Source organism: Streptomyces sp. NPDC091376 (genome assembly GCF_044757085.1).
Lineage (GTDB): Bacteria > Actinomycetota > Actinomycetes > Streptomycetales > Streptomycetaceae > Streptomyces > Streptomyces pratisoli.
The window spans coordinates 218,515-243,774 of record NZ_JBIVUF010000001.1; the positions used below are offsets into that span (position 1 = coordinate 218,515).

The 25,260-nt window shown below is 70.5% G+C and carries 21 protein-coding genes, 1 tRNA gene and 1 pseudogene; 15 read left to right on the forward strand and 8 right to left on the reverse strand.

Annotated elements, in window-relative coordinates:
- Positions 1–13: 13 nt before the first annotated feature.
- Positions 14–700 carry a TetR/AcrR family transcriptional regulator gene (locus ACIQMR_RS00970; RefSeq protein ID WP_401381367.1) on the reverse strand — a complete coding sequence of 229 codons (687 nt, stop codon included), beginning with the start codon at positions 698–700 and terminating at the stop codon, positions 14–16.
- 126 nt (positions 701–826) lie between these two features.
- Between ACIQMR_RS00970 and ACIQMR_RS00975 the strand changes: the two genes are divergently transcribed.
- Complete coding sequence (locus tag ACIQMR_RS00975; RefSeq protein ID WP_401381369.1) at positions 827–2,431, forward strand: MFS transporter; 1,605 nt, start codon at positions 827–829, stop codon at positions 2,429–2,431.
- Between the two features lie 190 nt (positions 2,432–2,621).
- Entirely contained in the window at positions 2,622–3,035 is a 414-nt protein-coding gene (locus ACIQMR_RS00980) for a peptidase inhibitor family I36 protein (RefSeq protein WP_401381371.1), read from the forward strand.
- On the opposite strand, the gene ACIQMR_RS00985 is transcribed toward ACIQMR_RS00980, so the two are convergent.
- Positions 3,016–3,855, reverse strand: a complete 840-nt coding sequence (locus ACIQMR_RS00985; protein WP_401381373.1) for a potassium channel family protein — start codon at positions 3,853–3,855, stop codon at positions 3,016–3,018. The genes ACIQMR_RS00980 and ACIQMR_RS00985 overlap by 20 nt on opposite strands.
- An 85-nt stretch (positions 3,856–3,940) precedes the next feature.
- Positions 3,941–6,688, reverse strand: coding sequence for a pyruvate dehydrogenase (acetyl-transferring), homodimeric type (gene aceE, locus ACIQMR_RS00990; protein WP_401381376.1), 2,748 nt, complete (start codon positions 6,686–6,688; stop codon positions 3,941–3,943).
- A 339-nt stretch (positions 6,689–7,027) separates the two neighbouring features.
- Between aceE and ACIQMR_RS00995 the strand changes: the two genes are divergently transcribed.
- From ACIQMR_RS00995 to ACIQMR_RS01020, 6 genes are all read left to right on the forward strand, one after another.
- Positions 7,028–7,456 (forward strand): DUF3052 domain-containing protein, encoded by a 429-nt coding sequence (locus ACIQMR_RS00995; RefSeq protein WP_266374427.1) that lies wholly within the window; start codon positions 7,028–7,030, stop codon positions 7,454–7,456.
- Positions 7,457–7,618: 162 nt separating this feature from the next.
- Positions 7,619–8,077: a peroxiredoxin gene (locus ACIQMR_RS01000; protein ID WP_266374428.1), complete on the forward strand. Its 459-nt coding sequence runs from the start codon at positions 7,619–7,621 to the stop codon at positions 8,075–8,077.
- 184 nt (positions 8,078–8,261) lie between these two features.
- Positions 8,262–8,837, forward strand: coding sequence for a TerD family protein (locus ACIQMR_RS01005; protein WP_401381379.1), 576 nt, complete (start codon positions 8,262–8,264; stop codon positions 8,835–8,837).
- Between the two features lie 130 nt (positions 8,838–8,967).
- Positions 8,968–9,543, forward strand: coding sequence for a TerD family protein (locus tag ACIQMR_RS01010; protein ID WP_266374430.1), 576 nt, complete (start codon positions 8,968–8,970; stop codon positions 9,541–9,543).
- 69 nt (positions 9,544–9,612) lie between these two features.
- Positions 9,613–10,746, forward strand: coding sequence for a DUF475 domain-containing protein (locus ACIQMR_RS01015; RefSeq protein ID WP_401381382.1), 1,134 nt, complete (start codon positions 9,613–9,615; stop codon positions 10,744–10,746).
- A gap of 158 nt (positions 10,747–10,904) precedes the next feature.
- Entirely contained in the window at positions 10,905–11,642 is a 738-nt protein-coding gene (locus tag ACIQMR_RS01020) for a Tellurium resistance (protein ID WP_266374434.1), read from the forward strand.
- Positions 11,643–11,724: 82 nt separating this feature from the next.
- On the opposite strand, the gene ACIQMR_RS01025 is transcribed toward ACIQMR_RS01020, so the two are convergent.
- The gene (locus ACIQMR_RS01025) at positions 11,725–12,597 is read right to left on the reverse strand and encodes a TerD family protein (RefSeq protein ID WP_401381384.1); all 873 of its coding nucleotides are present in this window, start codon (positions 12,595–12,597) and stop codon (positions 11,725–11,727) included.
- Between the two features lie 207 nt (positions 12,598–12,804).
- Here ACIQMR_RS01025 and ACIQMR_RS01030 point away from each other — a divergent pair, with 207 nt between their 5' ends.
- The 3 genes from ACIQMR_RS01030 to ACIQMR_RS01040 are packed head-to-tail and all read left to right on the forward strand — an operon-like array spanning position 12,805 to position 17,449.
- Positions 12,805–13,968 (forward strand): HpcH/HpaI aldolase/citrate lyase family protein, encoded by a 1,164-nt coding sequence (locus ACIQMR_RS01030; RefSeq protein ID WP_401381386.1) that lies wholly within the window; start codon positions 12,805–12,807, stop codon positions 13,966–13,968.
- Positions 13,968–16,559 (forward strand): phosphoribosyltransferase, encoded by a 2,592-nt coding sequence (locus ACIQMR_RS01035; protein ID WP_401381389.1) that lies wholly within the window; start codon positions 13,968–13,970, stop codon positions 16,557–16,559. Before ACIQMR_RS01030 ends, ACIQMR_RS01035 begins: the two co-directional genes overlap by 1 nt.
- Entirely contained in the window at positions 16,556–17,449 is an 894-nt protein-coding gene (locus tag ACIQMR_RS01040; protein WP_401381392.1) for an HAD family hydrolase, read from the forward strand. Before ACIQMR_RS01035 ends, ACIQMR_RS01040 begins: the two co-directional genes overlap by 4 nt.
- Positions 17,450–17,585: 136 nt before the next feature.
- Here the strand turns inward: ACIQMR_RS01040 and ACIQMR_RS01045 are convergent, their stop codons facing one another.
- The gene (locus tag ACIQMR_RS01045; protein ID WP_401381394.1) at positions 17,586–18,224 is read right to left on the reverse strand and encodes a DedA family protein; all 639 of its coding nucleotides are present in this window, start codon (positions 18,222–18,224) and stop codon (positions 17,586–17,588) included.
- A 133-nt stretch (positions 18,225–18,357) separates the two neighbouring features.
- On the opposite strand from ACIQMR_RS01045, the pseudogene ACIQMR_RS01050 reads away from it, so the two are divergent.
- Both ACIQMR_RS01050 and ACIQMR_RS01055 read left to right on the forward strand, forming a co-directional pair.
- Positions 18,358–19,508: pseudogene (locus ACIQMR_RS01050) on the forward strand (sensor histidine kinase).
- Positions 19,499–20,161 (forward strand): response regulator, encoded by a 663-nt coding sequence (locus ACIQMR_RS01055; RefSeq protein ID WP_401381396.1) that lies wholly within the window; start codon positions 19,499–19,501, stop codon positions 20,159–20,161. Before ACIQMR_RS01050 ends, ACIQMR_RS01055 begins: the two are co-directional and overlap by 10 nt.
- Before the next feature lie 347 nt (positions 20,162–20,508).
- Here ACIQMR_RS01055 and ACIQMR_RS01060 read toward each other — a convergent pair whose 3' ends face one another.
- The 3 genes from ACIQMR_RS01060 to ACIQMR_RS01070 all read right to left on the reverse strand — a co-directional run bounded on the left by ACIQMR_RS01060 (position 20,509) and on the right by ACIQMR_RS01070 (position 22,957).
- Positions 20,509–20,730 carry a zinc ribbon domain-containing protein gene (locus ACIQMR_RS01060; protein WP_328725148.1) on the reverse strand — a complete coding sequence of 74 codons (222 nt, stop codon included), beginning with the start codon at positions 20,728–20,730 and terminating at the stop codon, positions 20,509–20,511.
- 118 nt (positions 20,731–20,848) lie between these two features.
- Entirely contained in the window at positions 20,849–21,448 is a 600-nt protein-coding gene (locus ACIQMR_RS01065; RefSeq protein ID WP_401381399.1) for a DUF4383 domain-containing protein, read from the reverse strand.
- Positions 21,449–21,586: 138 nt separating this feature from the next.
- On the reverse strand, positions 21,587–22,957 hold the full coding sequence (locus tag ACIQMR_RS01070; protein ID WP_401381401.1) for a hypothetical protein: 1,371 nt from the start codon (positions 22,955–22,957) through the stop codon (positions 21,587–21,589).
- Between the two features lie 298 nt (positions 22,958–23,255).
- Here ACIQMR_RS01070 and ACIQMR_RS01075 point away from each other — a divergent pair.
- A tRNA-Val gene (locus ACIQMR_RS01075) sits at positions 23,256–23,330 on the forward strand.
- 661 nt (positions 23,331–23,991) lie between these two features.
- Positions 23,992–25,197, forward strand: coding sequence for an IS110 family transposase (locus ACIQMR_RS01080; RefSeq protein WP_401381402.1), 1,206 nt, complete (start codon positions 23,992–23,994; stop codon positions 25,195–25,197).
- The last annotated feature ends 63 nt before the right edge of the window (positions 25,198–25,260 follow it).

Genomic DNA, 25,260 nt, shown 5'->3' on the forward strand with positions numbered 1-25,260 from the left:
GAGGATGAATCGACTACTCTCCGTGCGCGCCGGAGGTACGGTGAGACGCGTCCCGGGACGCGGCGGCGACCGGGCTGTGCCAGTCCGTCGCCAGCGCGGGCCCGAGGTGGTCGAGATACTTCTCGGTCAGTTCGCGGATGGCGGCCAGGCTGGGGTCCTCGCCCTGTCCCCAGAGCCTGCCGGTCACCCGCATCACCGCGGCGACGGCGGCGACGGCGACGCGCGGCCGGGGGTCCGTGTCGACGTCGAGGCCCTCGCGGTCGGCGATCAGCCGGGCGACCTGCTCGTCCAGTTCGGCGGAGCGGCGCAGATGGACGGCGATCAGGGAGGGGGTCGACTCGATCATCTGGTAGGCCCGCATGTGGAGTTCGACGGGGACGACCTCGCCGATGGCCTCTTCGATGGTGTCCCAGGCGGTTCGCACGGCGTTGCGCATGGCCTCGAACGGGCCCTCCTCGGCGGGCCGTGCGCGCAGGGCGTCGACGAAGTGGGACTCGACGACGTCCTGGACGGCGAAGGCGACCTCTTCCTTGTTGGCGAAGTACCGGAAGAAGGTGCGCTGGGAGACCTCGACGGCGTCGGCGATCTCGTCGACGGTCGTGTGCTCGTACCCCTGCGTCGTGAAGAGTTCGAGCGCGGCCCGCAGCAGGGCGTCTCGGGTGCGCTGTTTCTTCAGCTCACGCAGTCCGGTTCCCGTCACCTGTCGGCTCGCCCTCCGTCGTCTCTGTGCTGCTTTCCCCTGCTCAGCCTACTTGTGAGCCACATGACAGTTACCGACTGATGAAATGTTTTGTCAACTGTCAGACGCTGACATAATGTGCTCGGCATGACTAGTCAGACCACCGTCGACAAGGTGCCCGTGGACCACGGTCCCGTACCGGCACCGGCCAAGGGGCTCCGCGGCCACCCTTGGCTGACGCTCTTCTCCGTGGCCATCGGCGTGATGATGGTCGCGCTGGACGGCACGATCGTCGCCATCGCCAACCCGGCCATCCAGAAGGACCTCGGCGCGACCCTCGCCGACGTCCAGTGGATCACCAACGGATACCTGCTGGCGCTCGCCGTCGCGCTGATCACCGCCGGCAAGCTCGGTGACCGCTTCGGCCACCGTCAGACCTTCCTCATCGGTGTCGCGGGCTTCGCCGCCGCCTCCGGTGCCATCGGCCTGTCCGACTCCATCGCGCTCGTGGTCGGGTTCCGGGTGCTCCAGGGCCTCTTCGGCGCCCTGCTGATGCCCGCGGCGCTCGGCCTGCTGCGCGCCACCTTCCCCGCCGAGAAGCTCAACATGGCGATCGGCATCTGGGGCATGGTCATCGGCGCCTCGACGGCCGGCGGTCCCATCCTCGGCGGTGTCCTCGTCGAGCACGTCAGCTGGCAGTCCGTCTTCTTCATCAACCTGCCGGTCGGAGTCCTCGCGCTCGTCCTCGGCCTGGTGATCCTCAAGGACCACCGCGCCGAGAACGCGCCGAAGTCGTTCGACATCCCCGGCATCGCGCTGCTGTCGAGCGCGATGTTCGCCCTCATCTGGCCGCTCATCAAGGCCGGCGAGTGGGGCTGGGGTTCGGCGAGCACGCTGGGCTGGCTGGCCGGGGCCCTGGTCCTCTTCGCGCTGTTCGCCTTCTGGGAGACCCGGGTCGCCGAGCCGCTCATCCCGCTGCGGCTGTTCCGTTCCGTCCCGGTCACCGCGGGCACGGTGCTGATGGTCCTGATGGCCTTCGCCTTCATGGGCGGTCTGTTCTTCGTCACCTTCTACCTGGCGAACGTGCACGGGATGAGCGCCGTGGACAGCGGTCTGCATCTGCTGCCGCTCACCGCGATGATGATCGTCTCCTCGCCGCTCGCCGGAGCGCTCATCACCAGGTTCGGCCCGCGCATCCCGCTCGTCGGCGGCATGGTGTGCACGGCCGTCGCGATGTTCGGGATGACCACCCTTTCGACGGACACCGGCACGCTGCCGCTGTCCGTCTGGCTGGCCCTCCTCGGTCTCGGCCTGGCGCCGGTCATGGTCGGAGCCACCGAGGTCATCGTCGGCAACGCCCCGCTGGAGCTGTCCGGTGTCGCGGGCGGTCTGCAGCAGGCCGCCATGCAGGTCGGCGGCAGCCTCGGCACGGCCGTGCTGGGCGCGGTCATGTCGGCCAAGGTCAGCTCCGACCTCGCGGGGAACTGGGCGGACGCCAAGCTGCCGCCGCTTTCGCCCGATCAGCTCGGCCTGGCGAAGGAAGCGGTCGAGGTCGGCATGCCGCCCGTCGCCCCCGGGACCCCGACGCAGGTCGCGGCCCAGATCACCGACGTCGCGCACGAGACCTTCATCTCGGGCATGGGCATGGCCTTCACCGTCGCCGGCATCGTCGCGGTGCTGGCCGGGGCGGTCGCCCTGTTCACCAAGCGCGGTGAGAACGCGGAGGCAGGCGCGGGCGCGGGCCACATCTGACAGCGGCGCGTCGGCGTCGGCCCTCCGACGTCAACGCCGTGACGCCTGTGAGGGACGACAGCCCCGCCGGAAGTGTCCGGCGGGGCTGTCGCCTATCAGGATGAACCGGCCCGGCGGGTCTTCCGTACCCGCGTCGGCGCGGGTCAGGCTGCGGCCGAGTGATCCACATCGACACGGGGGTTGATCCACCATGCGTACGACCGTCCTCGCGGCCGCCCTGGCACTGACCGCGGCATTCGCCTCGACCACAGCCGCAGACGCCGCAGCCACAGCGACAGCCGCAGGCGCCGCAGCCACAGCCAACGCCGCGCCGCGTCCGCAGCTCGGCGCCTGCGCGCCCGGCGAACTGTGCCTCTGGGAGAAGCCGGACTTCACGGGGCCCCGGCACGTCCACGAGCTGTCCGGGCTCGACATCGAGTCCTGCGTGGCGCTCCCGGCGGGCGCGAGCGCCCAGGCTCTCGCCAACCGCACCGGCCGGCCCGTCACCACCTACCAGTCGGCGGAGTGCGCGGAGACCGCCGAGTTCGAGACGTATCCGGGCGGCGGGACGTGGGTCCCGCAGTCCCCTTACCGGGTACGGGCGTTCAAGGTGTGGGAGAACTAGGAGCAGGAGCAGGAGCAGGAGCAGGAGCAGGAGCAGGAGCAGGAGCGGAAACGGAAGCGGCGGTCTGTGCCGGCACCTCGGGCGGGGACGTCGCCGTCCTGTCCGACAGCCGCGCCACCTCCGCCCGCAGCTCCCTGACCTCCGTGGTCAGGGCTTCGAGGAGCGCCGTCTGACGGCGCTCCTCGGCGTCGTCCCGCTCGAAGCGGGAGATGAACCAGGCCGCGATGTTGGCCGTCACCACACCGAGCAGGGCGATACCGGAGAGCATCAGCCCGACCGCGAGCACCCGCCCGAGGCCGGTGGTCGGCGCGTGGTCCCCGTATCCGACCGTCGTCATCGTCGTGAACGACCACCACACGGCGTCGCCCAGCGTTCTGATGTTCCCGTCGGGCGCGTTCCGCTCGACGTGCAGCACCGCGAGCGAGCCGAACATCATCAGCCCGACGACCGCGCCCGCCACGTACGTCGTCAGCGTGACCTGCGGGGCCATCCGGGCGCGCCGCCCGACCAGCAGCAGGGTGGCGACCACCCGCAGCAGCCGCAGCGGCTGCACGAGCGGCAGCAGCACCGCCAGCAGATCCAGCGGATGCTTGCGCACGAACAGTCCCTTGTACGGCGCCAGCCAGAGCCGCACGAGGTAGTCGGCGGCGAAGACGCCCCAGACCGTCCACTCCACGACCGCACAGAGATCGTGCACCCAGGGTTCGGCGTCCGGTGCCACGATCGGTACGGCGTACGCGACGCCGAACGCCACGGCGAGCCCCAGCAGCGGTCCCTGGGTACGCGCCTCCCAGCGCATCTGCGCGGTTTGTTCCTTCATGGGCCGCATAGTAGGCGGCGGTACGGGACGGCCCCCGCCCGCGCCCACCGTGGGCGCGCGCGGGGGCCGTCCCCTGCGGCAGGAACTACGCGTCGCCGCCGGCCGGGCCCGGGTCCGCCGCCGCCACGTCCAGCAGCTGGTAGCGGTCCACGGCCTGCTTCAGCACCGAGCGGTCCATCTTGCCGTCGCGCGCCAGCTCGGTCAGCACCGCCAGCACGATCGACTGCGCGTCGATGTGGAAGTACCGGCGGGCCGCGCCGCGCGTGTCCGCGAAGCCGAAGCCGTCCGCGCCCAGCGAGGTGTAACGGCCGGGCACCCAGCGGGAGATCTGGTCCGGCACCGACCGCATCCAGTCGGAGACGGCCACGAACGGGCCCTCCGCGTCGCCGAGCTTCCGCGTCACGTACGGGACGCGCTCCTCTTCCTCCGGGTGGAGCAGATTGTGCTCCTCGGCGGCGACGGCCTCGCGCCGCAGCTCGTTCCAGGACGTCGCCGACCACACATCGGCCCGGACGTCCCACTCCTCGGCGAGGATCCGCTGGGCCTCGACGGCCCACGGCACGGCGACACCGGACGCCATGATCTGCGCCGGGATCCGGCCCGCCTCACCCGCCCGGTAGCGGTGGATGCCCTTGAGGATGCCGTCCACGTCCACGTCCGAGGGCTCGGCCGGGTGCTGGATCGGCTCGTTGTAGACGGTCAGGTAGTAGAAGACGTCCTCGCCGTGCGGGTGTTCGGCATCCGAGCCGTACATCCGGCGCAGACCGTCCTTGACGATGTGCGCGATCTCGAAGCCGAAGGCCGGGTCGTACGCGACGCAGCCGGGGTTCGTCGAGGCCAGCAGCTGGGAGTGGCCGTCCGCGTGCTGCAGACCCTCGCCGGTCAGGGTCGTGCGTCCGGCGGTGGCGCCCAGGACGAAACCGCGCGCGAGCTGGTCGGCCATCTGCCAGAACTGGTCGCCGGTCCGCTGGAAACCGAACATCGAGTAGAAGACGTAGACCGGGATCAGCGGCTCGCCGTGCGTCGCGTAGGCAGAGCCGGCGGCGATCAGCGAGGCCGTGCAGCCGGCCTCCGAGATGCCGTCGTGCAGCATCTGTCCGGTCGGCGACTCCTTGTAGGCGAGCAGCAGCTCGCGGTCCACGGCCTCGTACTGCTGGCCGAGCGGGTTGTAGATCTTCGCGCTCGGGAAGAACGAGTCCATGCCGAACGTGCGGTACTCGTCCGGCGCGATCAGCACGAAGCGCCGGCCGATCTCCTTGTCCCGCATGAGGTCCTTGAGCAGCCGCACGAACGCCATCGTGGTGGCGATCGACTGTTGCCCGGAGCCCTTCTTCACGGCCGCGTACGTCTTGTCGTCCGGCAGGGCCAGCGGCTTCGACCGCACGACGCGGGTCGGGACGTACCCGCCCAGGCCCTTGCGGCGGTCGTGCATGTACTGGATCTCCTCCGAGTCGCGGCCCGGGTGGTAGTACGGCGGCGCGCCGTTCTCCAGCTGGGCGTCCGTGATCGGCAGGTGCAGCCGGTCGCGGAAGCCCTTCAGGTCGTCGACCGTCAGCTTCTTCATCTGGTGGGTCGCGTTGCGGCCCTCGAAGTTCGGGCCGAGCGTCCAGCCCTTGACGGTCTGGGCGAGGATCACGGTCGGCTGGCCCTTGTGGGCGCGGGCCGCCTCGTACGCGGCGTAGATCTTCCGGTGGTCGTGACCGCCGCGGCCCAGCATCAGGATCTGGTGGTCGGTCATGCCCTCGACCATCTGGCGCAGCCGGTGGTCGTCGCCGAAGAAGTGCTTCCGGATGTACGAGCCGGTCTCCGTGGCGTACGTCTGGAACTGGCCGTCCGGCGTCGTGTTCAGCCGGTTGACCAGCACACCGTCCCGGTCCTGCGCCAGCAGCGGGTCCCAGGTGCGGTCCCAGATCAGCTTGATGACGTTCCAGCCGGCGCCGCGGAAGATCGACTCCAGCTCCTGGATGATCTTCCCGTTGCCGCGCACCGGGCCGTCGAGTCGCTGGAGGTTGCAGTTGACCACGAAGGTCAGGTTGTCCAGGCCCTCACGGGCGGCGATGGACAGCTGGCCGAGCGACTCCGGCTCGTCCATCTCGCCGTCGCCGAGGAACGCCCACACATGGCTGCGGGAGGTGTCGGCGATGTCGCGCGCCTCCATGTAGCGGTTCATCCGCGCCTGGAAGATCGCGCCGAGCGGGCCGAGGCCCATCGACACGGTCGGGAACTCCCAGAAGTCGGGCATCAGCCGCGGGTGCGGGTACGACGACAGACCGTTCGGGTACTTCGACTTCTCCTGGCGGAAGGCGTCGAGCTGCGTCTCGTTCAGCCGGTCCAGCAGGAACGCGCGCGCGTAGATACCGGGCGAGGCGTGGCCCTGGAAGAAGATCTGGTCGCCGCCGTCGCCCTCGTCCTTGCCCCGGAAGAAGTGGTTGAAGCCCACGTCGTAGAGGGAGGCGGAGGAGGCGAAGGTGGCGATGTGTCCGCCGACGCCGATCCCGGGCCGCTGGGCGCGGGACACCATCACCGCGGCGTTCCAGCGGGTCGCGTTCAGGATCTTGCGCTCGATGTCCTCGTTGCCGGGGAAGAACGGCTCGTCCTTGGTCGCGATGGTGTTCACGTAGTCCGTGCTGCGCATCTCGGGCACGGCCACGCGCTTCTCGCGGGCCCGCTCGATCAGTCGCAGCATGAGGTAGCGGGCCCGTTCACGGCCGCGCTCGTCGACGGCGGCGTCGAGCGAGTCGAGCCACTCCCGGGTCTCCTCCGGATCGAAGTCCGGGACCTGGCTCGGAAGGCCGCCAATGATGATCGGATTGCGATCTGATCCGGAAGCCACGCTGTTCCTTCGCTGGTCGGTTGCTGTGTCGTTACGCCGCCACCATCGTGTACCCCCGGGGAGCAAAACGTCATCTCTACCGAACGGTAACCAAGCGCCCCCGATTGGCGAACCGTGGGTGCGGAAGCGTACAAAGGTGGCGAAGGGGTGAGCGCGGCTCACCAGGGCGGACGGAAGCCCGATCCGGAGTTGGGGCGAGTCGGCCGTAAACGTCACCGTTTCGGCGGTCTCGACGGCCGGGTACTTGCGCGATCCGTCCCGCCCGTGTGGACTACGGGCCAACGCCTCGCGTACGCGCGCGGCTGAAGCATTTTCCGAAACAAGATCAGGAGGCAAGCCGTGAGCGCGACCGCGGACCACGCGGAGGAGCGGACCAACCCGGCTGCAAGGCTGGGGTTCGAGCCCGGACAGGTGGTCCAGGAGATCGGCTATGACGATGACGTCGAGCACGAGCTCCGTGAGGGCATTGAGGCCGTGATCGGCCAGGAAATCGTCGACGAGGACTACGACGACGTCGCTGACGTCGTCCTGCTGTGGTTCCGGGACGAGGACGGCGACCTTACGGATGCGCTCGTGGACGCCATCGGTCTGGTCGACGACGGCGGAGTGGTCTGGCTCATGACGCCTAAGACCGGCCGTGACGGCTACGTCGAGCCCAGCGACATCAACGAGGCCTCCCAGACGGCCGGCCTCTCGCAGACGAAGAGCGTCAACGCGGGCAAGGACTGGACCGGTAGCAGGCTGGTCACGCCCAAGGCCAAGCGCTGAGCCAGAGCAGTCCAGGGCCCCCGCCGGCAGCCGCCGGCGGGGGCCCTGTGCGTAGGCTGGGCGCCACAGACACGGCACCGGCAGGTCCCGGACGCGGCCCGGACACGGACCCGCGCCGGCCACGGCCGGCGCCGGAGCGGCGAGCGAAGGGATGCATCAGTCATGGCGATCGAGGTCGGCACCAAGGCCCCGGACTTCGAGCTGAAGGACAACCACGGGCGGACCGTGAGCCTCGCCGGGTTCCGCGGCGAGAAGAACGTGGTGCTGCTGTTCTACCCCTTCGCCTTCACCGGGGTGTGCACCGGTGAGCTCTGCGCGCTCCGCGACGAGCTGCCGAGGTTCGTCAACGACGACACCCAGCTGCTCGCCGTCTCCAACGACTCCATCCACACCCTGCGCGTCTTCGCCGAGCAGGAGGGACTGGAGTACCCGCTGCTGTCGGACTTCTGGCCGCACGGCGAGACCTCGCGCGCGTACGGCGTCTTCGACGAGGAGAAGGGCTGCGCGGTACGCGGCACGTTCATCATCGACAAGGAGGGCGTGGTGCGCTGGACCGTCGTCAACGGCCTCCCGGACGCCCGTGACCTGAACGACTACGTCAAGGCGCTCGACACCCTCTGATCGCCCGGGCCGACACCCGCGACCGCGGGGGGACCCCGGCCGCTGTGCCGTTCCGGGGGACAAACCCCCGGACCCCCCGGCCCAAAGGGTGTCTCACCCGGGAACCGGTCACTAGGATCCACACGTTGATCCGAATGCCAACGCACGACGGGGGCGCTGCCCCTGAAACCACATGGGAGGACTCGTGGGAGTCAGCCTCAGCAAGGGCGGCAACGTCTCGCTGACCAAGGCCGCCCCCAACCTGACCGCGGTCACCGTCGGTCTGGGCTGGGACGTCCGCACCACCACCGGGACCGACTTCGACCTCGACGCCAGCGCCCTGCTGACGAACGACGAGGGCAAGGTCGCACTCGACGGCAACTTCGTGTTCTTCAACAACCTGAAGAGCCCCGACGGCTCGGTCGAGCACACCGGTGACAACATCACCGGTGAGGGCGAGGGCGACGACGAGCAGATCAAGGTGAACCTCGCCGGTGTCCCGGCCGACGTTCAGAAGATCGTGTTCCCGGTGTCGATCTACGACGCCGAGACCCGTCAGCAGTCCTTCGGCCAGGTCCGCAACGCGTTCATCCGCGTGGTGAACCAGGCCAACAACGAGGAGCTCGCGCGTTACGACCTGAGCGAGGACGCCTCGACCGAGACCGCCATGGTCTTCGGTGAGCTGTACCGCAACGGAGCGGAGTGGAAGTTCCGCGCCATCGGCCAGGGCTACGCCTCGGGTCTGCGCGGCATCGCGCAGGACTTCGGGGTCAACGTCTGAGCCACACCCGTACGTCCCAGTCTGCTGGGGGTCCGGGGGCCGACCCCGGAGAAACGCAGCCGGCGCCGCACACCATCCGTGCGGCGCCGGACGCGCCTGTAATTCCGCACATCCAGGGGAGGACACCGACATGGGCGTCACGCTCGCCAAGGGAGGCAATGTCTCCCTCTCCAAGGCCGCACCGAACCTCACCCAGGTCCTCGTCGGGCTCGGCTGGGACGCGCGCTCCACCACCGGAGCGCCCTTCGACCTCGATGCGAGCGCACTGCTCTGCCAGTCGGGCCGGGTGCTCGGCGACGAGTGGTTCGTCTTCTACAACAATCTGACGAGCCCCGAGGGCTCGGTCACGCACACCGGCGACAACCTCACGGGTGAGGGCGACGGGGACGACGAGTCGCTGATCGTCGACCTCTCCGCGGTCCCGGCCCACTGCGACAAGATCATCTTTCCGGTCTCGATCCATGACGCCGACAATCGCGGCCAGACGTTCGGCCAGGTCAGCAACGCCTTCATCCGCGTGGTCAACCAGGCCGACGGTCAGGAGCTCGCGCGTTACGACCTGAGCGAGGACGCCTCGACCGAGACCGCGATGATCTTCGGTGAGCTGTACCGGTACGGCGGCGAGTGGAAGTTCCGGGCGGTGGGCCAGGGGTACGCGTCGGGGCTCCGGGGCATCGCTCTAGACTTTGGGGTCAACGTTTCGTAAAAAGCCGCGTGCGGCGCGGGGGGAGTCCCGTTCGGCGGGAGGCTTCCGTACACAACGATTGGGTAGCCAGTGGTTCTGAAAACCTTCGGCTGGTCGTTCGCAGTCACTGCGCTCGGCTTGGTCGCTGCGGTGTTCTACGGGGGATGGACGGCCTTCGGGCTGGTCGCGATCCTGTCCGTCCTGGAGGTCTCGCTCTCCTTCGACAACGCGGTGGTCAACGCCGGCGTGCTGAAGAAGATGAGCGAGTTCTGGCAGAAGATCTTCCTCACCATCGGCATCCTGATCGCCGTCTTCGGCATGCGGCTCGTGTTCCCCGTCGTGATCGTCTCGATCACCGCGCAACTCGGCCCCATCGAAGCGGTGGACCTCGCGCTGAACGACCACGCGCGTTACGAGGAACTGGTCACCGACGCCCACCCGGCGATCGCGTCGTTCGGTGGCATGTTCCTTCTGATGATCTTCCTCGACTTCATCTTCGAGGACCGTGACATCAAGTGGCTCGCCTGGCTGGAGCGGCCGCTGGCCAAGCTCGGCAAGGTCGACATGCTGGCGGCCTGCATCGCGCTGATCGTCCTGCTCATCACCGCGACGACCTTCGCGGTCCACGCCCACCAGTACGGCGGCGTGCACGCGGACAAGTCGGCGACGGTGCTGCTCGCCGGCGTCGCCGGCCTGATCACCTACATGGTCGTCGGCGGTCTCTCCGGCTACTTCGAGGACAAGCTCGAAGAGGAGGAGGAGCGGGAGCACGAGGCCGAGGAGGAGGCCAGGCGGACCGGAAAGCCGGTCTCGGCCGCCAAGCTCGTCGGCAAGGCCGCGTTCTTCATGTTCATGTACCTCGAAGTGCTGGACGCCTCGTTCTCCTTCGACGGTGTCATCGGCGCCTTCGCGGTCAGCAACGACCCGGTGGTCATCGCGCTCGGCCTCGGTATCGGCGCCATGTACGTCCGGTCCCTCACGGTCTACCTGGTCCGCCAGGGCACCCTCGACGACTACGTCTACCTGGAGCACGGCGCGCACTACGCGATCGGCGCCCTCGCCGTGATCCTGCTGATCACCATCCAGTACGAGGTCCCCGAGGTCGTCACGGGCCTCATCGGTGTGGCCCTGATCGCCTGGTCCTTCTGGTCCTCCGTGCGGCGCAACCGCCGGCTGGCGGCCCAGGAGCCGAAGGAAGAGGTCCTCGCGGCAAAGGAAGTGTGACGCCGCGGGGTTTGAGGAACGCTCTGAGCGGGGCGGCCAGGAGGCAGACGGTCTCCGGGCCGCCCCGCGCGGTTACCGGGACGAGGCCGTCACCGGGACCGCGCGAGGGGTGATCGGGACCGGCTCCGGGAGGGCCGGCGCAGGCAGAGGTGGGGGACATGGCCTTCTGGGACGGTTTGTGGCGCGGCAGGGACGCGCAGTTCGACTCGGGCAGCGCCTCGACGAACTCCATCCAGCTGACCAAGCGGCGCCCGCAGGTCTCGCTCAGCAAGCAGGGCGCCGCCACCGGAAACCTCCGGGTCAACCTCTCCTGGCGGATGCGGACGTCCGACATCGAGGGCCGGTCCCGGCAGAGCGGCCGGCTGCTGCGTCATCCGTCGAAGCTCTTCCGGCCCGAGGTCGTCCAGGCGCACACCCAGGGCGTCGTCAACGTGGACCTCGACCTCGGCTGTCTCTACGAGCTGACGGACGGCAGCAAGGGCGTGGTGCAGCCCCTCGGCAGCTTCTTCGGCAGCCTCAACGAGCCGCCGTTCGTCCGGCTCAGCGGCGACGACCGGTTCGGCGCGCCGTCCGGCGAGACGCTGTTCGTCAATCTCGACCACCGCGATTCGATCAAGCGGCTGCTGTTCTTCGTCTACATCTACGACCGGACGCCGGCGTTCGACCGTACGCACGCGAAGGTGACGCTCTACCCGAGCAACGGGCCGCGGGTGGAGATCGAGCTGGACGAACGGGCACCGCAGGCCCGCTCCTGCGCGGTCTTCATGGTGGAGAACGTCAAGGGCGAGCTGGTCGTGCGCCGCGAGGTCAAGTTCGTGTACGGCTTCCAGGCCGAGCTGGACCGGCTGTACGGCTGGGGGCTGCAGTGGGGCCGCGGCTACAAGACCAAGGCCTGAGCGGCTCCCGTCTCTGCCGTCTGCTGCCTGCCCGCCGCCTGCCGACTGCCACCTGCTGTCTGCTGCGGAAGGACCGCGCGGACTACTGCCGGATGAACTGGGGGCCCATCGGAGGCAGCCGGAAGTTCGGGTCCGGAGCGGGTGCGGCCGCGGCGGCGGGCTGCGGGTAGCCGTACCCGGTCTGCGGGTCCGTGGCGGCGGCCGCCGGCTGCGGATAGCCGTACGCCGGCTGCGTCGCCGGGGATGTGGGCTGGGGATAGCCGTAGGCGGGCTGGGCAGTCGGCGAGGCCGGCTGAGGGTAGCCGTACGCGGGCTGGGCCTGCGGCTGAGGCTGGGCCTGCGGCAGCGGCGCGGAGACGGTGGGCGCGGCGGGAGCCGTGGCCGCTCCTTCCGCCGGGGTGCCGGACGGCTCGCTGTCGTCCACCGAGATGCCGAAGGCCGTAGCAAGACCGATCAGCCCCGTCGGATAGCCCTGACCCACCGCGCGGAACTTCCAGCCGTCGCCGCGCCGGTACAGCTCGCCGCAGATGACCGCGGTCTCCTCGCCCGTCTCCGCGCGGACGTCGAACGAGGCCAGCGGCTCGCCGTCCGTCGTCGCGGCGTCGTAGATCATGATGCGCAGGTCACGCACGCCCGAGAAGGTGCCGCCGTCGGAGGACGCCGCGAGCACCACCTGGTCGACCGACGCGTCCAGCGAGCCGACGTCCGCCTGGACCGTGTCCGTGAACCCCTCGGAGGTGTGCTTCTTGGGCAGCAGCCGCACCAGCCCGGACGGGTGCCGGGGCTGGTTGTAGAAGACGAAGTCCTCGTCGGACCGCACACGGCCGTCGGTGCCCAGCAGCAGGGCGGACGCGTCCACGTCAGGCACCCCGGCGCCGGGGGTCCAGCGCAGAACGGCCCGGAGCGCGGTCGCTCCGAGCGGAACGTTGGAGCCCTTGAGCATCGCGTGCGTCATGCCCGTCATCCTGCCTTCCCGCGCCCCCTGCGGACAACGCGGGGTCGACCGGGCATGTCCCGGGGCGGCACAGGGCAGTCTGAGTCGGGGACGAAGCGCACGAGTTACCTGGATTTCATACACCTGGGGAACTCTTGACACCTGTCCCTACGTACTATTACCGGCCACCTCAACCACAGGGCCGCAAAGGCAGTACGGGGGATTCGGATGCGACATTTCGGGCATATCCCGGCCACTGCCCGGAAGGAACTGTTCCATCAGGAGCCGGCGGAATTCGACGCCGGCTCTCCTGCGAGCGCGCTCTCCGTCGCCCTCGGCGCCACGCTCTACAGTCCCGCGACCCGGCCGCGTCTCGCGGACGACGTGATCAAGCAGGCCGCGCGCGGAGTCGTCTCCATGGTGCTCTGCCTGGAGGATTCCATCGACGACGCCGAGGTCTCCGGCGCCGAGGAGAACCTGGTCCGTCAGTTCGCCGAGCTCGACGCCCGCGGCGGCGAGGTGCCGCTGCTCTTCGTCCGCGTGCGGGAACCCGGCCAGATCGAGGACCTCGTCCGGCGCCTCGGCGACACGAGCCGGCTGCTGTCCGGATTCGTACTCCCCAAGTTCACCGAGGAGCGCGGCGGCGCCTTCCTGGCGGCCGTGGCGGCGGCGGAGGCGGCGAGCGGCCGCAGACTGTATGCGATGCCGGTGCTCGAATCGCCCGAGCTGCTCCACCTGGAGACCCGGCGCGAGACGCTGAGCGGCATCGCCCGCACGGTCGGCACCCACCGTGACCGGATCCTGGCGCTCCGTCTCGGCGTCACGGACTTCTGCTCGGCGTACGGACTGCGCCGCTCGCCCGACATGACGGCGTACGACGTCCAGATCGTGGCCCATGTGATCGCGGACGTGGTCAATGTCCTCGGCCGCTCCGACGGCACCGGATTCACCATCACCGGCCCGGTCTGGGAGTATTTCAGGCACCAGGAGCGCATCTTCAAGCCGCAGCTGCGCCGCAGTCCCTTCCTGGAGGTACGGGCCGAGAAGCTGCGTACGACACTGATCGAGCACGACCTCGACGGGCTGCTGCGGGAGATCGAGCTCGACCGTGCCAACGGACTGCTCGGCAAGACCTGCATCCACCCCTCCCATGTGCTGCCCGTCCACGCACTGTCGGTCGTCAGTCACGAGGAGTTCAGCGACGCGCAGGACATCCTTCGCCCGGAGCGGGGAGGAGGAGGCGTGATGCGTTCGGCGTACACGAACAAGATGAACGAGGTGAAGCCGCACCGCGCCTGGGCGGAGCGCACCATGCAGCGCGCCGAGGCGTTCGGGGTCGCCCGCGAGGACGTCGGCTTCGTGGAGCTGCTGACCGCGGGTCTGGCAGGCTGATGACGGAGGAAACAGAAGCAGTGGAGTGGTCGGGCAGCTGGGTCTCCCAGCGACTGGGCGTGGAGCTCGTCGGCGACGACGGGCTGAAAGAGCTGCTGGGCCTGGCCCTGCGGCGCAACCCGAAGCGGGCCCATCTGCTGGTGTCCCACGTCCTCGGCAAGCACGTGCCGCAGAAACCTTCCGTCGTGTACGGCCACGGCTTCGCGCTCGGTGAGCGGGTACGGGAGCTGCTGGGCAGCGAGGAGGCGGCGCGCGCCGTCGTCCTCGGCTACGCGGAGACCGCGACCGGCCTCGGCCACTCGGTCGCCGACGGCCTGGGCCTCGCGCCGTACCTGCACTCCACGCGCCGCCCCGTCGACGGCGTCGACCCCGCCGGCGGCTTCGAGGAGTCCCACTCCCACGCCACCTCCCACCTGCTGCTCCCCGAGGACCCGAAGCTGCTGGCCGGCGAGGGCCCGCTGGTGCTCGTGGACGACGAGTTCTCCACCGGGAACACCGTCCTGAACACCATCCGCGACCTCCATGAGCGCCACCCCCGCAAGCGGTACGTGGTCGTCGCCCTGGTCGACATGCGCTCGCCGGCCGATCTGGGCCGCCTGGAGGTCTTCGCCCGGGAGATCGACGCCCGGATCGATCTGGTGGCGACGGCGGGCGGAACGGTCCGTCTCCCGGACGGAGTCCTGGAGAAGGGCCAGGCCCTGGTGGCCCACCACGAGACCACGCCCTCGGGGACCGAGTCCCCTGAGACCGCTTCCTCGCGTGGCACCGCCGCGGGTGACGCGGGCGATGCGGGTGACGCGGGCGACGCGGCGCCGGGCCGGGGCGTCGTGCGCGTCGAGCTCGACTGGCCCGCGGGCGTCCCCGACGGCGGACGGCACGGCTTCACCCCGGCGCACCGCGTCGAGCTGGAGGCGGCCCTGCCCCGTATGGCGCGGCGCCTCGCCGAGGCCCTCGGGACCCCGGAGGGGAGGGCCACGCCGCAGCGGGTCCTCGTGCTCGGCTGCGAGGAGCTGATGTACGCGCCGTTGCGGCTCGCCCTCGAGCTGGAGCGGGCTGCGACCGCGCACGAGGTCGAGGTGCGCTATTCGACGACGACCCGCTCACCCGTGCTCGCCGTGGACGACCCCGGCTACGCGATACGCAACCGGCTCGTCTTCCCGGCCCACGACGATCCGGCCGACGGCCCCGGCGACCGGTACGCGTACAACGTCACCGGCAGCGGCTTCGACGCGGTCGTGGCCGTCGTGGACTCGACCGCGGACACCCCCTCGCTGCACGCCCCGGACGGACTGCTCGCGCAGCTTGCCGCACACGTACCGCACGTCGTGCTCGCGGTCCTCCCCAGCCATGTCCCCGGAAGGGAACCCAGTCACGTCCCCGGAAGGGAACCCATGCACGTCCCCGGAAGGGAACCCATGCTGCCCGAGCCGCTCCGCGGACCCGGCTTCTCCTCGTACGCGCCCGAAGAGGTCGGCTGGCTGCTCCAGGACCTCTCGGACGTCGAACTCGAAGCACCCACCGAGGAGCGCGAGGAGGCGATACAGAGCGGTGGCGCGCACTACGCCGAGTCCCTGCCCGTCGAGTACCAGCCCAGCGCGCAGTATCAGGAGCTGTTCCACGCCGCGCTCGACACCTCGGCCGCCCGCATCGCCCGTGCCGTCGGCGCCGTCACCGACACGGTCCTCGCCGAACTCCCCCTGCGCCGTGGCCGGCGCGCAGCGGACCCCCACCCGCGCCCCGTCCTGGTCTCGCTCGCCCGAGCCGGCACCCCCGTCGGCGTACTCATGCGCCGCTGGGCCCAGCACCGCCACGGCCTGGACCTGCCGCACTACGCCGTCTCGATCGTCCGCGGCCGCGGCATCGACGCCAACGCGCTGCGCTGGCTCGCCGCCCACCACGACCCCGCCGACGTCGTGTTCGTCGACGGCTGGACGGGCAAGGGCGCCATCACCCGCGAACTGGCGGCCGCCGTCGCGGAGTTCGACGGCTTCGACCCCGAGATCGCGGTCCTCGCCGACCCGGGCGGCTGTGTCCGTACGTACGGCACCCGCGAGGACTTCCTCATCCCCTCCGCCTGCCTCAACTCCACCGTCTCCGGGCTGATCTCCCGCACCGTCCTGCGCACCGACCTGGTCGGCCCGTCCGACTTCCACGGCGCGAAGTTCTACCGCGAGCTGGCCGGAGCCGACGTCTCCGGACACTTCCTGGACACCGTCGCGGCCCGCTTCGACGACGTCGCCGACGCCGTCGACACCGACGTGAAGGAGCTGCTGTCGGCGGACCGGGCACCCACCTGGGTCGGCTGGGCCGCGGTGGAGCGGATCAGCGAGGAGTACGGCATCCACGACGTTAACCTGGTCAAGCCCGGCGTCGGCGAGACCACCCGGGTCCTGCTGCGCCGCGTCCCCTGGAAGATCCTCGCCAAGCGCGGCGCGGGCGCCGACCTCGACCACGTACGGCTGCTGGCCGCGCAGCGCGGCGTCCCCGTCGAGGAGGTCGACGACCTGCCCTACAGCTGCGTCGGCCTGATCCACCCCCGGTTCACGCGCGGGGCGACCGGCGCCGACGGCAAGGCGGTGGCCACGCCGTGACCTCGACCTCCCTCTCCCTGATCGCCAGCGATCTCGACCGGACGCTCATCTATTCGGCCGCCGCCCTGCAACTGCCGATGCCCGACGCGCAGGCGCCCCGGCTGCTGTGCGTCGAGGTGTACGAGCGCAAGCCCCTGTCGTACATGACGGAAACCGCCGCCGCGCTGCTCGCCGGCCTGGCCCGATCGGCCACCTTCGTACCGACCACGACCCGCACCCGTGAGCAGTACGGGAGGATCCATCTGCCGGGCCCCGCCCCGCGGTTCGCCATCTGCGCCAACGGCGGGCATCTGCTGGTCGACGGCGAGTCCGACCGCGACTGGCAGCGCGTGGTCGCGGCCCGGCTCGCCGACGAGTGCGCCTCGCTCGACGAGGTCCGCGCGCATCTGCTCGCGGCGGCCGACCCGGCGTGGCTGCTCAAGGAGCGGGTCGCCGAGGACCTCTTCGCGTATCTCGTCGTGGAGCGTTCGCTGCTGCCCGACGGCTGGACGCAGGAGCTGGCGGAGTGGGCGGGGACGAAGGGCTGGACGGTCTCCCTGCAGGGCCGCAAGATCTACGCCGTCCCGAAGCCGCTCACCAAGAGCGCGGCGGTCCACGAACTCGTCCGGCGCACCGGTGCCGAGCGGGTCCTCGCGGCGGGCGATTCGCTCCTGGACGCCGATCTGCTGCTGACCGCGGACCACGCCTGGCGTCCCGGGCACGGCGAACTCGCCGACACGGACTGGTCGCCGCCGCATGTCACCGCGCTCGCCGAGCGCGGCGTCGCAGCGGGCGAGGAGATCCTGCGCCGGTTCACCGCGACGGTGACCGAAGCCTCCGCGGCGCCCGCCGGCCCGGTGCGCGCGACCGTACCGGCACCGGGCGGTACGGGGGCCCCGGTCGCGCTGTAGGGGCCGTGTGGTCCGGACGGCCAGGTCCTGTCAGCAACGTCCGTCCGGGCGGCCAGGTCCTGTCGAGTCGGCAACGTCCGTCAGTTGTGGACCCGGAGGGTGTCCGGCGAGCCCGGCAAGACCCGCCGGACACCTCCTAGCCCCGCCGCGCTCCCCGCCCCGGACGCAGCAGCCGTAGCGTCACGAACAGCACGACCGCGGCCAGGGCGGACACCAGCACCACCTTCGCGTAGGCGTCGACGTAGCCCGTCACCTCGGACCAGTTGTCCCCGAGGGCGTACCCGGCGAGGACGAACGCCGTGTTCCACAGGGCGCTGCCCAGCGCGGTGAGTCCCAGGAACACCGGCAGCGGCATGCGCTCGATCCCCGCCGGTACGGAGATCAGGCTGCGGAAGACGGGGATCATCCGGCCGAGGAAGACCGCCTTCGTACCGTGGCGAGCGAACCAGGCCTCGGTGCGTTCGATGTCCGTCGCCTTCACCAGCGGCAGGCGTGCCGCGATCGCGACCGTACGGTCCCGGCCGAGCAGCGCCCCGACCCCGTACAGCGCGAGCGCGCCCACCACCGAACCGAGCGTGGTCCACAGCACCGCGTCGAGCAGGTCCATCCGTCCGGTCGCGGCGGCGAAGCCGGCCAGCGGCAGGATCACTTCGCTGGGCAGCGGCGGGAAGAGGTTCTCCAGGGCGACGGCGATCCCCGCGCCGGGCGCCCCGAGGGTGTCCATGAGGCTGTTGATCCAGCCCGGTGCGCTGCTCTCAACGCTGCTCGCATCCATGGCCGCCACGTTAGGAACCCGTAGCTGAAGGCACCCTGAAGACGGCCGCACACCTCACTGAGGGCGTCCGCACGGCAATCCTGCGGCTTTCCGCAGTGTGCGCGGGAGGGACGGCCCGTTAGCGTGGCCGATCATGAAGGACATAGCCGTACGAGGGGTGTGGTACGCGGCCGGGCTCGCCCTCGGGACGGTCACCGCCGTGGCCGAGCTGGTCTTCGCCCTGTTCGCGGGCCTGGCGCTGCTTCCCGTACTCGCCTGGCCGCGCGGCCGGCGCGCGGTGCTGCGGCCGGTGGGCGCGGTGGCGGGCCGGCTGACGGAGCTGGAACGGCGGCGCCTGCGCCGCTTCCTCGCCGTGACGCTCGCGGCGGCGTACGAGGACGGCCGCGGCACCCGCTACCTCCTCGCGCGCTGGCCGCTGGGCCTGCTCGGCGGAGTCGTGCTCGGCTGCGCCCTCACCGGCGTGGCCTACGGCAGCTTCATCCTCTGGGGCTGGCTGGTCGCTCCCATCAACTACCTCGGCCTCGTGGCGCTGAGCAGCCTCGCCGGCCTCCTGCTGCTCTTCCTCGCCGCCCAGGGCATCTTCGGGGTGGCGCTCCTCGAAGGCCATCTGGCCCGGCACTTCCTGGGCCCGAGCCATCAGGACGAGCTGGAGCGGCGGATCGTCCAACTGGCCACCACCCGCGCCGAGGTCATGGCCGCGGTCGACGACGAACGCCGCCGTATCGAACGCGACCTGCACGACGGCGTGCAGCAACGGCTCGTCGCCCTCGGCATGCTGCTCGGCCGCGCCCGCCGCAGCCGTGACCCCGAACGCGCGGACCGCCTGCTGCTCCAGGCCCATGACGAGAGCCGCCGGGCCTCGCCGAACTCCGCGACGTGGCCTGGCGCATCCACCCGACCGTCCTCGACGAGGCGGGGCTGCGGGCCGCGCTGGAGACGGTCGCCGAACGCACACCGCTGCCGCTGGCACTGGACTACACCGTGGCCGGCACGGCGCCGCTGGCGCGGACGGTGCAGACCGTCGCCTACTTCGTCGTCTCCGAGGCCGTCACCAATGTCGTGAAGCACTCGGGAGCCACCCGGATCGGCGTCAGCCTCACCCGGGACCGTGCGGCGGGCCCGCTGCGACTGCGCGTCGAGGACGACGGCCGCGGCGGCGCGGACCCGTCCGGCGGCGGACTCACGGGGCTGGCGAGCCGGGTCGCCGCCCTCGACGGCCGGTTCGCGGTGCACAGCCCGCCCGGCGGACCCACCGTCGTCACCGCGGAGCTGCCATGCGCGTGATCCTTGCCGAGGACTCGACCCTGCTGCGGGAGGGGCTCGTACGGCTGCTCGCCGAGGAGGGCCACGACGTACTGGCGGCGGTCGGCGACGCGGACCTGCTCCTGGCGGCCGTCGTCGCCGAGCGGCCGGACGTGGTGGTCGCCGACGTACGGATGCCGCCCTCGCACACCGACGAGGGACTCCGTGCCGCCCTGGAGATCCGGCGCCGCTGGCCGGAGGTGGGGGTGCTGGTGCTGTCGCAGTACGTGGAGCGGCGGTACGCGACCGAGCTGCTGACCGCGGACCCCTCGGCGCACTCAGGAGGTGTCGGCTATCTGCTGAAGGACCGGGTGGCCCAGGTCGACGAGTTCCTCGACGCGCTCGAACGGGTGGGCGACGGGCAGGCCGCCTTCGACCCCGAGGTCGTACGCGGGCTCCTGGTGCGCAGCACCCACACGGACCCGCTGGCGCGGCTGACCGGGCGCGAGGGGGAGGTGCTCGCCGAGATGGCTCAGGGGCACACGAACGCGGCGATCGCGGCGCGCTTACACGTGTCGCAGAGCGCGGTGGAGAAACACATCAACGCGATCTTCGACAAGCTGGGGCTGACGGGGGAGTCGGCGGCGGGCTACAGCCGCCGGGTGCTGGCGGTGCTGCGGTACCTGGAGACGTAGCGGGGGTGGTGCGTGGCCGGCGGGGGCGGCGGTGCGTGGCCGGTGGAGGAGGCCGTAGGCCCCTGGCGGGGCGGCGGTACGGGGCCGAGTGCAGGGGCAGGCGGTGCGTGGCCGGTAGGGGGCGGCGGTGCGTGGCCGGCGGTGACGGCGGTGCGTGGCCCAGGGGCAGGCCAGGGCGGGGCGGGGCAGGCCGGGTTCTGGGCCCGGGATCCATGGCCTGGCTGGCCAGGGCAGAGCAGGTCAATGCAGGTTCTGGGGCCGGGGTCGACGGCCCTTTGGGGCTGCCGTTGGATCCTCGGGACCTGGGGGTCTTTGGCCCCCAGGCCCGTGCGGGGCTCGGGCGCGGCTCAGCCGCAGCAGCCCCCGCCGCAGCAACCGCCACCGCCGCCGCCGGAGGCCGACGCGGGGGCGGGGCCCGTGCTCGTACCGCCCACGGCCACGGCGGACAGCAGCTTCACCGTGTCGTCGTGCCCGGCGGGGCAGGTGGCCGGGGCGGAGGACTCGGCCATGGGCCGGCTCAGCTCGAAGGTGTCGTCGCAGGAGCGGCAGCGGTACTCGTAACGGGGCATGCACACAGATTAACCGTGGCTCAGCCGTGGACGTCAGTTCCGGCTCAGGCCGTCAGCTCCGGCCATCAGCTCCTACCGTCAGGGCGCCGGTCCGCGTCGGCTGGTCAGCTGCGGCCGGTCAGCTCCGGCCGTCCGAGACGGCTCCGCGCGCCTGCGCCGCGCGTGCCTCACGCGCCCGCTGCTCCTGCGCGGCCTCGTCCGGGTGGCGGGCCTTCCAGTACGGGTTGTCGTGGGGCAGCGTGCTGCTCACCCGTCCGTACATCCCGAACCACATCAGCATGATCCCGACGACGAAGCTGAAGAGGACGTTCTGGATCCGGAAGTTGAGGAAGTTCGCGCCGGTATCGAGCATCCCGAGGTTCACGAAGCCGCTGAGGATGAAGAGGATGCCGAGGACCATGTTGAGGGTGGAGGCGAAGTTTCCGCCGATGACCATCCCCACGAACAGCAGCAGTCCGATGCAGATGGACAGCACGCTCAGCGTGCCGTTGGTGTTGAGGCCCCCGACGCTGTTGTTGCCGGTGTCGAAGAAGCCGATGTTGTTCGTCAGACCGAGGATCCCGAAGGCCAGCAGCACCAGCCCCATGATCCCGGCGCCGTAGCGGTAGACCTGGCTGAGGCGGTGATCGACAGGCAGATGATCGTCCAGGGCGACGTGCAGGCCGCCGCCGGGCTGCTGCGAGGGCTGTGCGGGCTGCGACGCGTTCGTGGATGCCATAACGGCCTCCTTCGGGCGGTGCGTACCTCCATGCCTCCATACAGCATCCGCCCGCACCGACGCGCCGACAAATGGGGCGGCCGTCCCACTCCATGGCCGGTGGTGCTCTCCTGGCTCGCTGTCCGCTCAGGCTCAGGCTCAGGCTCCGGCGCCGCGCTCGCTGCGGATCTGGTCCACGACGCGGGCCACGGTCTGCCGTACGCCTTCGGTCTCCGTCAGGAAGTGCCAGTAGTCGGGGTGGCGGCCCTCGAGACCGGCGATCGCCCGGTCGAGCCGGGCCACGGAGTCGTCCAGGGGTCGGGCGTGACGCGGGTCCGGGGTGTTGCGGCCCGCCATGGCCAGGCGCTGGGCGTCGCGGATCGCGAAACGGGTCCGCTGGATCTCCTGCTCCGGATCCTTGGCCACGGCATCGAGCCGGCGCAGCCGGTCACCGGCGGCCGACACGGCCTCGTCCGTGCTGTTCAGCAGGGCCCGGACGGTGCCGAGGAGGGCGGTCGCGTCCGGCCAGCGCTGCTCGTCGCGCGCCTTGCCCGCCTCCTTGAGCTTCTCCTCGGCGCGCTGGACGTTGTCGGCGGCCTGGGCGGGAACGGGCTGCAGATCCTGCCAGCAAGCCACGGTGAAGCGGCGTCGCAGCTCGCTGAGGATGGGCTGCACGCCGTCCGCGCGGGTGGTGAGGGCCTGGGCGCGGGTGCGCAGCGACACCAGCCGCTTGTCGATCTCGGCCGCGCGCTCCGGGAGCCGCTCGGCCTCGGCCCGTACGGCCTCGGCATCGCGCACCACGCGGTCCGCGCGCTGCAGGGTCTCGGGCACACCGTGCCGGCCGGCGCCTTCGTTGAGCCTGGTCAGCTCGGGGGCGAGGGCGGCGAGCCGGGCGGCGAGGTCGTCCGCCCGCATTCCGGCGGCCCGCGCCGCATCCAGGGCGTTGCTCGCGGCGAGCAGCGCCTGCCGCGCCCGCTCCACCGCGGGCGCGAGCCGGGCCAGCTGGGTCTCCGCCGTTTCGAGCAGCGGCCCGAGCCCCTGGGCGAACCGGTCGAGCTCACCCTTGACCCGGACCAGCTCGTCCTTCGCCTTCGTCAGCTGCGTACGTGCCTGGGCGGCCACCGAGGGATCGAGATCATCGCGGTCGAGATCGTGGGCGTCGACGGCCGTGATGTACGTATGGCTGACCTCGTCGATCCGCCGCCCGAGCGCGGCGAAGTCCTCGACCACTCGGCGCGCTCCCGGTGAGCTGTCCACCGCCGTGATCGTCTCGATCGAGATGCGCAGATCGCGCTGCGCCGTGTCCAGCTCGTAGAAGGCGGCGGCCGCCGCGTCCTTCGCGGCCTGCGCATCGGCCCGCTGACTCTCGCCCCGGCCTCCGAACCAGCGCCGCGTACCTCCGGCGGCGAAGGCGGCAGGCAGCGCGGCGGCGATCAACGGCAACGGCAACAACACCAGGGCAACGACATCCCGCACGACACCCGCTCTCGCCTTCGCTCCTGCGTCCGGCCGCGCGTGTGTCGCCGTCACATCCCTCTCCCGTGCCGTGTCCGCCCTGCCCGGTTCATTCTCCCACTGGGTAAGGACGAACACACGGGCCTGTCAGTTCGCGATTCCTGCGACGATCTCACCACGTTCCCCCTCGGGCCCCAGGGGGGACGGCCTCCTCGCTCCCCGCCTCGTACCCCGCGGGCCTCCACGCCGGGTCTCTTCGCGGGGTCTCCCACGCGGCTGATCACGAGGTTGACCACGGGGTTGACCCCTGCGCCCGCCGGGATCTGGTTTGCGGCACCCACCGGTGCGCCATGTACGCTGTTGCCTCATTCACGGGTGCGTAGCTCAGGGGTAGAGCGCTGCTCTTACAAAGCAGATGTCGGCGGTTCGAAACCGTCCGCGCCCACCAGCGAAAAGGCCCCCAGCCGATCATGGTTGGGGGCCTTTGACGGTAGTGAGTGACGGCAGTCGCTCGCTCACTCGGGCCGGCGTGGCTCGTCGAGGCATGTAGCAACTGGCGCTGCTCCAGGGCGAGAGCCGCACTTGAGGTGCGTGAGTAGAAACCTTCTCTACGGGTTCAAGGGCTCGCTCCGCTCGCCGCGCGCCCGGCTTGGCGCCGGGCGACGCTCCTGTCTCCGCCCCGCTCCGCCCGGCCGCCGGACGCGCGCGACGCGAGCCAACAAAGAGAAGAAGGCCGGCATGGGCTGGGGCGGCCGGTTCCGCGGCTTTAGGCAGCCACCATGGGGCGAGCCTCGAAGATCGGGGGCCCACATCGGGCTATTGCGGGCAGGTCCAGAGACTGCCTGAGTCGCGGGAAGCTTACGGGCCCCCGATCTCTCGCCCCATGGCAGCTCCCGCCCAAAGCCGCTCCGTAAGTTGTTCGGCGGTCCGGGAGAGTCGGGTGTGGCTCTAAAACCGCTTGCCCACAGATGGCTCCGGTGGAGTGGCCGCCCGACTCTCCGGGACGCCTTGGCCGCTGATTGAGATGTGCGATCGGTCGCTGTTTACGGAGCTGACGGCGGGGTGTTCCTCGGACCGACGTCATGCTGCCTGGAGCCGAGGAGACACACATGATCGAGCAACTGACCCGCATCTGGGTCGGTATCGATGCGGGCAAGGCCCATCATTGGCTGGTTGCGGTCGACGGTACCGGCGCGACGGTGTGGAGCAGGAAGGTCCACAACGACGAAAGCGCCATCCTGACCGCGCTCGGCGAGATCCTCGACCTCGCCGAGGAAGTTCTGTGGGCCGTGGACATCGCCGGGACGGCATCTGCCCTGTTGCTGGGCTTACTTGCGGCCCATGGCCAGCAGGCCCTCTACGTTCCCGGTCGGACGGTCAACCGCATGTCCGGTGCCTACCGCGGTGAAGCAAAGACCGACGCTCGAGACGCTTACGTCATCGCCGACACAGCTCGCCTGCGGCGCGACTTCAGCTCCATCGACGTGCCCGCCCAGCTCGCCGCCGACCTGGCCTTGCTGACTGCCCACCGATCCGACCTGATCGCCGACCGAGTGCGCTTGCTCAACCGGCTCCGCGATGTGCTCACCGGTATCTTCCCCGCTCTGGAACGAGCCTTCGAATACGCCGACCACAAGGGCGCGCTCATCCTGCTCACGGGCTACCAAACCCCAGCAGCCATCCGTCGCCGCGGGCAGGCCCGCCTCACCGCCTGGCTGGCAGGCAGGCACGTCCGCAATGCTGAGACGGTGGCCACCACCGCTCTGCAGGCAGCGGGTGCTCAGCACACCACGCTGCCGGGCCAGGACGTCGCCGCCGGCATCGTCGCGGCCATCGCCACTCAGATCCTGGCCCTGGACGACCGGATCAAGCACATTGACCAGCAGATCCGCGAGGCCTTTCGCAATCACCCACAGGCCGACATCATCGAGTCCCTGCCAGGCATGGGCCCTATTCTGGGAGCAGAGTTCATCGTCGCAGCCGGCGACCTTGTCTCCTTCGCAGACGCAGGTCACCTCGCGTCCGCCGCCGGTTTGGTGCCCGTCCCCAGGGACTCCGGACGGCGCACCGGCAACCTCCACCGACCCAAGCGCTACAGCCGACGCCTCCGCCGCGTGTTCTACCTGTCCGCCCAGACCAGCATCATCCGCGAAGGCCCCAACCGCGACTACTACTTGAAGAAGCGCGGCGAAGGCTGCAAACACGTCCAAGCCGTGATCGCCCTCGCCCGCCGACGCGTCAACGTGCTCTGGGCCCTGCTCCGAGACGGAAGGCTCTTCACCCCAGCTCCACCGGCCACCGCTGCAGCAGCTTGACTCGACTCCACCAATCTCACTGGGCCGCCGACGCCCAACGCCTCTAACCTGCTGTCCTCCATA

What these genes read in the sequence shown, in the direction of transcription:
- ACIQMR_RS01020 (WP_266374434.1), top strand. Translation starts at nt 10,905, where the DNA reads ATGGCCTTCTGGGACGGTTTGTGGCGCGGCAGGGACGCGCAGTTCGAC.
- ACIQMR_RS01010 (WP_266374430.1), top strand. Translation starts at nt 8,968, where the DNA reads ATGGGCGTCACGCTCGCCAAGGGAGGCAATGTCTCCCTCTCCAAGGCC.
- ACIQMR_RS01030 (WP_401381386.1), top strand. Translation starts at nt 12,805, where the DNA reads ATGCGACATTTCGGGCATATCCCGGCCACTGCCCGGAAGGAACTGTTC.
- ACIQMR_RS01035 (WP_401381389.1), top strand. Translation starts at nt 13,968, where the DNA reads ATGACGGAGGAAACAGAAGCAGTGGAGTGGTCGGGCAGCTGGGTCTCC.
- ACIQMR_RS00975 (WP_401381369.1), top strand. Translation starts at nt 827, where the DNA reads ATGACTAGTCAGACCACCGTCGACAAGGTGCCCGTGGACCACGGTCCC.
- ACIQMR_RS01055 (WP_401381396.1), top strand. Translation starts at nt 19,499, where the DNA reads ATGCGCGTGATCCTTGCCGAGGACTCGACCCTGCTGCGGGAGGGGCTC.
- ACIQMR_RS01060 (WP_328725148.1), bottom strand. Translation starts at nt 20,730, where the DNA reads ATGCCCCGTTACGAGTACCGCTGCCGCTCCTGCGACGACACCTTCGAG.
- ACIQMR_RS01025 (WP_401381384.1), bottom strand. Translation starts at nt 12,597, where the DNA reads ATGACGCACGCGATGCTCAAGGGCTCCAACGTTCCGCTCGGAGCGACC.
- ACIQMR_RS01080 (WP_401381402.1), top strand. Translation starts at nt 23,992, where the DNA reads ATGATCGAGCAACTGACCCGCATCTGGGTCGGTATCGATGCGGGCAAG.
- ACIQMR_RS00985 (WP_401381373.1), bottom strand. Translation starts at nt 3,855, where the DNA reads ATGAAGGAACAAACCGCGCAGATGCGCTGGGAGGCGCGTACCCAGGGA.
- ACIQMR_RS01000 (WP_266374428.1), top strand. Translation starts at nt 7,619, where the DNA reads ATGGCGATCGAGGTCGGCACCAAGGCCCCGGACTTCGAGCTGAAGGAC.
- ACIQMR_RS00980 (WP_401381371.1), top strand. Translation starts at nt 2,622, where the DNA reads ATGCGTACGACCGTCCTCGCGGCCGCCCTGGCACTGACCGCGGCATTC.
- ACIQMR_RS01045 (WP_401381394.1), bottom strand. Translation starts at nt 18,224, where the DNA reads ATGGATGCGAGCAGCGTTGAGAGCAGCGCACCGGGCTGGATCAACAGC.
- ACIQMR_RS01065 (WP_401381399.1), bottom strand. Translation starts at nt 21,448, where the DNA reads ATGGCATCCACGAACGCGTCGCAGCCCGCACAGCCCTCGCAGCAGCCC.